Annotated in this window: 8 protein-coding genes; 2 read left to right on the top strand and 6 right to left on the bottom strand. The window is 39.8% G+C overall.

What is annotated here, in order from left to right:
- Window positions 1-88: 88 nt before the first annotated feature.
- Entirely contained in the window at window positions 89-535 is a 447-nt protein-coding gene (locus E0485_RS22355) for a GNAT family N-acetyltransferase (RefSeq protein WP_132417142.1), read from the bottom strand.
- A gap of 275 nt (window positions 536-810) precedes the next feature.
- A complete protein-coding gene (locus tag E0485_RS22350) occupies window positions 811-1,833 on the bottom strand; it encodes an IS1595 family transposase (RefSeq protein ID WP_132420277.1) in 1,023 nt (340 codons plus the stop codon).
- 232 nt (window positions 1,834-2,065) lie between these two features.
- Between E0485_RS22350 and E0485_RS22345 the strand changes: the two genes are divergently transcribed.
- Together E0485_RS22345 and E0485_RS22340 are read left to right on the top strand one after the other, a co-directional pair.
- A complete protein-coding gene (locus E0485_RS22345; protein ID WP_132420282.1) occupies window positions 2,066-3,535 on the top strand; it encodes an aminotransferase class I/II-fold pyridoxal phosphate-dependent enzyme in 1,470 nt (489 codons plus the stop codon).
- A gap of 133 nt (window positions 3,536-3,668) precedes the next feature.
- Window positions 3,669-4,088: a DUF1885 family protein gene (locus E0485_RS22340; RefSeq protein ID WP_132420276.1), complete on the top strand. Its 420-nt coding sequence runs from the start codon at window positions 3,669-3,671 to the stop codon at window positions 4,086-4,088.
- A 54-nt stretch (window positions 4,089-4,142) separates the two neighbouring features.
- Here the strand turns inward: E0485_RS22340 and E0485_RS22335 are convergent, their stop codons facing one another.
- The 4 genes from E0485_RS22335 to E0485_RS22320 all read right to left on the bottom strand — a co-directional run bounded on the left by E0485_RS22335 (window position 4,143) and on the right by E0485_RS22320 (window position 6,519).
- Window positions 4,143-4,448: a DUF1292 domain-containing protein gene (locus E0485_RS22335; RefSeq protein WP_132420275.1), complete on the bottom strand. Its 306-nt coding sequence runs from the start codon at window positions 4,446-4,448 to the stop codon at window positions 4,143-4,145.
- Window positions 4,449-4,548: 100 nt separating this feature from the next.
- Complete coding sequence (locus tag E0485_RS22330; RefSeq protein WP_132420274.1) at window positions 4,549-5,202, bottom strand: stalk domain-containing protein; 654 nt, start codon at window positions 5,200-5,202, stop codon at window positions 4,549-4,551.
- Window positions 5,203-5,316: 114 nt separating this feature from the next.
- Complete coding sequence (locus E0485_RS22325; RefSeq protein ID WP_407944872.1) at window positions 5,317-5,763, bottom strand: GNAT family N-acetyltransferase; 447 nt, start codon at window positions 5,761-5,763, stop codon at window positions 5,317-5,319.
- 195 nt (window positions 5,764-5,958) lie between these two features.
- Window positions 5,959-6,519: a superoxide dismutase family protein gene (locus E0485_RS22320; RefSeq protein WP_235857674.1), complete on the bottom strand. Its 561-nt coding sequence runs from the start codon at window positions 6,517-6,519 to the stop codon at window positions 5,959-5,961.
- Between the last annotated feature and the right edge of the window lie 54 nt (window positions 6,520-6,573).

Genomic DNA, 6,573 nt, shown 5'->3' with positions numbered 1-6,573 from the left:
TATTTCACTAAAGCACCCCGTTAGTAAAACAAGAACGCTTATGAAACAATCGCGCCCTTTTATAGAAATAAGCTCCATTTTTATATACTCAGACACATTTTTCAGGTATGTACAACCGCATGAAAAGATAATCATTCTCTATGGTGTCTGATATTTCAAATCCTATGTTACTCCAAAATTTTTGTGCGGATATATGTTCTAGATGAACTGGTACGGAAATTCTACTTGCATTGTATTCTTTCTGCAAATATTCAATACAAAGCCTAGCTGCTGCTGTTCCATAGCCTCTTTTTTGAAAACGGTTATCTATCATAAAATTTATGATTTGGGGGTTATTATCGCCAATATACATTGAAACATAGCCTACCATCACATTATCGGCATAAATTGCAAAGGGGCGTGAATCATCATACGACACCCAGGCTTCAGCCAAAGACCACGCTACAGGGTCTACAAAGTCCACATTGCTTTCAGTTGTATGCAAGTTTAAACATTCTACATAATTGTCCTTATTAATTTTTCTTAACTCTACCATAGAAATATCACCTTCCAAATATAGTTATTCTAAAAAGTGGAATTAACAAATAAATCTTTATAGGCGCATTGCACCACTTTATTATTATAGCATTTGAACAGAGTAAGGTATTGTCCTTTTTCTATTAATTAAAATGTCCCCAAAGCGTCGTTTGGTAACATTATAAAATGCCATTGCCCCAGTATTTTTTAAATCCGTATATATTTGACAGGACTCCTTATTGTACTAAGGGATTGCATTATTAATTTCTTATAAAAAACGAATAATCTTGGCTCTTAGAATGCAAAGTTTCTCAGTCGCAACTTATCTGCCGTTTCCCAAGTTCCATAAACACTTGCCAAGATAAGCATTTGCTTTTTCTTGCTCAAATCGCTTTCCATTTTTCTATTGTCGAGGAATTGAAACCACACTAAATAAAGTTGTAAATATTTCGTAGAAACACCATTAAAACGACTTATCCATTTCTTTAAACGGGAATGGTAATTATTAATATTATTGAGGTGAAAGATGCCTTTCTTTATATATTCTTTATTACTTCCGTTTATGATAACGTGTTCCACATCGTTATTTGACGTATAAGACTTGTAAGAATTGTGAGCATCGGAAATAAGCACCGTATCACTCTTAAAATGTGAGGTAAGGGTGGTATCAATTTGTTCCATTAGAATTCTACCTGAACCCACTCGCTTTGAAAGGGTTGTTTTGTTTCGGTCTCTAGCGACTAAGACACAGACTTGTTCATTGGAAATACCTCTTTTGGTAGCAGAGCCGCCCCGTTTTCTTGGTTTGCGATTCGGAATAATTCTTCGTCCTTTATGGCTTTCTAAGAAGTATGTTTCATCTACTTCTACTAGTCCTTCAAATATTCCGACACTTTCTTTTGCGAGAGCAGACAACACTTTATGCCTCCAGTAAAAAGCGGTTACGTGAGTGATACCAATTTTAAAAGCTGTTTCACGAAGCGATAGACCGTTCAACATACACTCAATAAATGGAATCCATTTGTCTGTCTTTTTCGAACGATACATAGGGGAATTGGTCAAATCATTGCTTAATTTATGACAGTCTTTACACTTATAACGTTGGCGACCATCTCGTTTGCCATAACGAACTACTGAGGTACTTCCACAATGACGACAATGAAATCCACGTGAAAATTTTCTCTCTCTCAATTCACCAATTAAAGGTTCTTGTTGGGAAGGCGAAACCGAGAAATGGTGAGTTAGATAATTTAAAATAGATTTTTTATCCTTATCGTTTAAAGAAGAAATATCAGCAAGTATGTTCGTTAAAGTCATTTGAATTGCCCCTTTAGTAAATTATACAGTAAGGATAGCACAAAAGATTATGCTTTATTCAAAATCAACCAATAACTTTAACATAGCCAATTCTTTTAAGAAAAGTTGACATTTCTTCTCTTAATTTTTCCACTAGTAAAAAAACAATTTGAAAGATAGCACTATTTTGCTATACTCAATTTGTTTGTTTTTTTAAAATTACTTATATGCTAAGCGAAAGGAAGTTGATATGATGGACCACAACCGTACCCCCCTATTCACAGCGCTCAAGCAGCATGCTGAGAGTAATCCGTTGCAATTCCATATTCCAGGCCACAAGAAAGGGGTCGGGATGGATCCTGAATTTAGATCGTTCATCGGAGATAACGCTCTATCAATAGATTTGATTAATATAGCACCACTTGATGACCTGCATCAGCCAACAGGCGTTATTCAAGAAGCGCAAGCATTAGCAGCTCATGCATTCGGTGCAGATCATACCTTCTTCTCTGTGCAAGGAACAAGCGGAGCCATTATTACGATGATTATGTCGGTTTGCTCTGAGGGCGATAAAATTATCGTTCCACGAAATGTGCATAAATCGATTATGGCAGCTATCATTTTTGCAGGGGCCAAGCCTGTATTCATCTCACCCGTACGTGATCGCAATCTGGGGATCGATCATGGCATCACAATAAGTGCAGTACGTAAAGCGCTAAAGCGTCATTCGGATGCGAAAGCTGTACTTGTAATCAACCCTACTTACTATGGGGTTTGTACAAATCTTAAAGAAATCGTAGAGCTTGTTCATTCTTACGATATTCCTGTGCTAGTGGATGAAGCCCACGGTGTGCTTATCCATTTTCACGAGCAATTGCCAATGTCCGCTATGGAAGCTGGCGCCGATATGGCTGCTACGAGCGTCCATAAGCTAGGGGGATCTTTAACGCAAAGCTCTGTCTTAAATGTACAAGGGCCACGCATTAATACCAAAAGAATCCAGACGATAATGAGTATGCTTACAACTACTTCAACCTCGTATATCCTATTAGCCTCTCTGGACACGTCTCGCAGACAGCTTGCAATCAAGGGAGCAGAGATGGCCGAAGCTGCGCTTAAGCTTGCCGAGCATGCGCGTACAGAGATTAATAAAATTCCTGGACTCTACTGCTTCGGAAAAGAAATTCTCGGTACCGAGGCTACGTATGCCTATGATCCATCCAAAGTAACTGTTCATATCCGACATCTTGGAATTACAGGCTATGATGCGGAGAACTGGTTGCGCGATCACTACAATATCGAGGTTGAGATGAGCGATATGTACAATATCCTTTGTCTTGTAACGCCTGGTGACACAGCAGACAATATCGAAACCTTAATCAAAGCATTACAGGAGCTTGCAGCTGCCTATTATCAAGTTAATAATGCCAAAGAATTAATTATCGAAATTCCAGATATTCCTCAGCTATCTCTTACGCCACGCGATGCTTTCTATGGAGAAACCGAGATTGTTCCATTCAAAGAATCAGCAGGACGAATTATAGCAGAGTTCATCTATGTATATCCGCCAGGAATTCCGATTCTATTGCCAGGTGAAGTTATTACACAATCCAACATTGATTATATTGTGGACCATGTTGAAGTTGGTCTGCCTGTTAAAGGTCCAGAGGATCGTTCCTGTGAATTCGTTAAGGTCATTGTAGAAACACAAGCAATTGACTAAAACTTTTCAAATTAGATAAATATTCAGGCTATTTGCGTTGGAATCGTTGTCAAAGCATCCATAATAGTGCTATCATACAAGTATTATTGGAAGCATATTCTAAATTCATTTCATAGGCAGGTGTCTACTTCTAATGGGTCAAAGCGCCTTTATCCGATTTGTTCAAGGATCTACAGTCCCTTCACTAACATTAGATGAATTGAAAGACCAACTGATAAACTACCGTGATCAGCTAGCTTTAACAGGTAAGCAATTAGACTGGCAATACGAAGATGTTTGCTTCCCTTACACGATTGAAACGAAGCCTGAAGGCGAGGGTAGATGGTTCTATCTTAAAGGTAAATACCGCCATTATGAATCCATTGTGTTCGGAGTCGACAAAGAGCAGGTAGGCGAAGATGAACGCCATTATGTTCAAGTCGTTTTACCTGAGGGGCATACGCATGGTGACAAGAACAAAGGCAACGAGCTGTGCAAATACCTGGCTAAGCATCTGAAAGCAGAACTCCAGCTTTTTAATGGGCGTGTCATGTACTTCAATCCTCGTAAATAAAAACAAAACCCCCTATCCTTCCTATTGGAAAGATCAGGGGGTTTAACAATTGTATTAGTCTTCTTCGCTCTCAGCAACCGCTTGTTCGTAAAGAGCTACTACACGATTCCACTCTTCTTCATCTTCAATATTCACAAGGAAAGCATCGTCGCCTTCTTCTTCAATACGGAAAATGACGCCATCAGCCTCAGGATCATTGCGATCAAGAAGAACTGCATAAGTCTTCTCTTGGCTCTCTAGCGTGTAGACCATGACCATCTCATGCTCTTTGCCTTCTTCATCAGTTACAATAAAAATATCTTCATCATGTTCGTGGTCGCAGTCTGGACCATGTACGTGTTCGTGGTTATGATCGCTCATAATATACCTCTTTTCATTATTATGTAGTGTTTAGCTGTATCGTATCACTTTCAAATCAACAGGTCAAACCACAATTCGTTCACAATTAGGTAAATTTATTCTATTTTTGTGCAACTGAATTGGATACGATTTTTTTCTGTGCAACTACTGTATATTTATCGCTATCTGGTGTCTTAAAAGATACCCGAACGGTATAATTGCCACTCTCGGAAAAAGTAACATTTTTCATATCAACAGGCAGCCAGAACGCTTCTTCCATACCCTTTTGTATCTCACTATTCACAAAAGCATTATCCACCTTGTCACCGCTTGGCGAATACAAGGCAATTTCTACATTAGACCAAGCAGCTTTCATGTTCTCCACCTGGACGAACACAGCAAAGTCAGCAGATTCTCCTTTCGTAACCTTGCCAAAAGGCGACTTAAACACATATTCACCGCTTTTGGATTGTGTAAGTTCTTTCCACATGGTTACACTTACATCTGGCTTGCTAAGCTCAAGCGTTTGTTTAGCCTGATCCCAGTGCATTAACATACCGAAGGTATCAATCACCAGTTTAGCAGGCAGCATCGTTGAGCCGTCCATGAATATAGGCGGAACCTCCCAATTTCTAGATGTCTTCTCTTCGCCATTAACGACAACTTTTACTTTCGCATAATTGCCATAGGATCCCCATTGCGTACCTGCTACAGCACTAGTCGCGCCAACAACGAAAATACTAAGCACTAGGGCCATTATTCTCCGAGCCTTCATGCACAATTCCCTCCGCTCAATCTCAAAGTATGTATTCGCATATTTATACTCGAAGTATTGCAAAGAGTTGCGCTCAAAATAGGCTAAAGCCTAAAAAATATGATCCATCTTAGATCAAGTTAGAGATTTTCTCATTCTCACATGCAGAATTCCCGCATCAAAGAACGGTTCATCCGAAATTACCTCATAGCCAAGCTTAGCATAGAATTGTTCCGCCTGACATTGACCATCCAGCATGGAGAAAGTATAGCCAAACTTGCGGGCATCCTCTTCCATTCCCAGAATAAGCTGCTTGCCAGCACCAGTCCCGCGATACTCCTTAAGCACAGCTACCCGCTGTAATTTAGCCGTATCCGCATCATAGCCATACCATCTCGCAGTACCTACTGGCACATCATCCTTCATAAGCAGCATGTGACGACACGCATCTGGTGTCTGATCCTTCTCGTCCCATTCCAAATCTTCTGCTACACCTTGCTCATTAACAAACACTTCCTTACGAATATGAAAACACTTCTGCAAATCTTCTGCATTTGTGACATGAATCATTTGCATCCCTATTCCTCCTTCAAGCATGTCTAGATATCTTTTCTTGTACTAAATCATAATGATAGCTTAAGTAGTGGATTATCGTCTAGATACGCTTTTTAAAAATTCATATGGATCATAAGGTACCTCCTTGAAAAAATAAAATCCGCATCGCATGTTACATGCAGTGCGGATCACAGTAAAATACTTCTATTCAAATGGCTGCAATTAATTGATCACGCCACAAGCGATACGTGCACCCGAATTTCCCGAAGGGTCTGTCTTCTCATCATCTTCCTGCGCATGTATGACCATAGACGTTCCACCAGGCTTTAAAAGTGAATTAGGCTCATTCGGATTCAAGGTGACTAACTTGCTAATCACTTGCATCACTGCATATCCTTTAGAGTCCACAACTAGATTCGGTAAATCACCAACATGCGGACCTTCTGGATTTAATAAACCATGATGCTTGTGACCAGGATTGAAATGATCGCCAGCCGTCTTGAATTCAGGTGGTTCGCATTTACCGTTCTCATGAAAATGTATGCCGTGTAAGCCAGGGGTTAAGCCCTTCACTTCGATCTTGATCTGAACACCGTAATCAAGTTGGGATAATGCAGCCTCGCCAATTTGTTTACCCTTGGCATCCTTGATTGGGACTTTAACTACCTTAGTTCTAGACGCAGATTCATCCTTAGCATCAGCTTGCTGGAACCCGCTCCCCATGAATACAAGTGAAAGCACCACAAATAACTTACAAGCACTGAACCATTTACTTCGCATCATATGCCTCCTTGTTCACAATAAAAATCACAAGTAGCATATCCGATCACACGTAAA

Source organism: Paenibacillus albiflavus, assembly GCF_004344915.1.
GTDB classification, from domain to species: domain Bacteria; phylum Bacillota; class Bacilli; order Paenibacillales; family NBRC-103111; genus Paenibacillus_AM; species Paenibacillus_AM albiflavus.
This window is presented reverse-complemented; position numbering and strand designations above follow the sequence as displayed.

Coding starts and splice junctions, on each gene's coding strand:
- E0485_RS22355 (WP_132417142.1), bottom strand. CDS start 535: ATGGTAGAGTTAAGAAAAATTAATAAGGACAATTATGTAGAATGTTTA.
- E0485_RS22350 (WP_132420277.1), bottom strand. CDS start 1,833: ATGACTTTAACGAACATACTTGCTGATATTTCTTCTTTAAACGATAAG.
- E0485_RS22345 (WP_132420282.1), top strand. CDS start 2,066: ATGGACCACAACCGTACCCCCCTATTCACAGCGCTCAAGCAGCATGCT.
- E0485_RS22340 (WP_132420276.1), top strand. CDS start 3,669: ATGGGTCAAAGCGCCTTTATCCGATTTGTTCAAGGATCTACAGTCCCT.
- E0485_RS22335 (WP_132420275.1), bottom strand. CDS start 4,448: ATGAGCGATCATAACCACGAACACGTACATGGTCCAGACTGCGACCAC.
- E0485_RS22330 (WP_132420274.1), bottom strand. CDS start 5,202: ATGAAGGCTCGGAGAATAATGGCCCTAGTGCTTAGTATTTTCGTTGTT.
- E0485_RS22320 (WP_235857674.1), bottom strand. CDS start 6,519: ATGATGCGAAGTAAATGGTTCAGTGCTTGTAAGTTATTTGTGGTGCTT.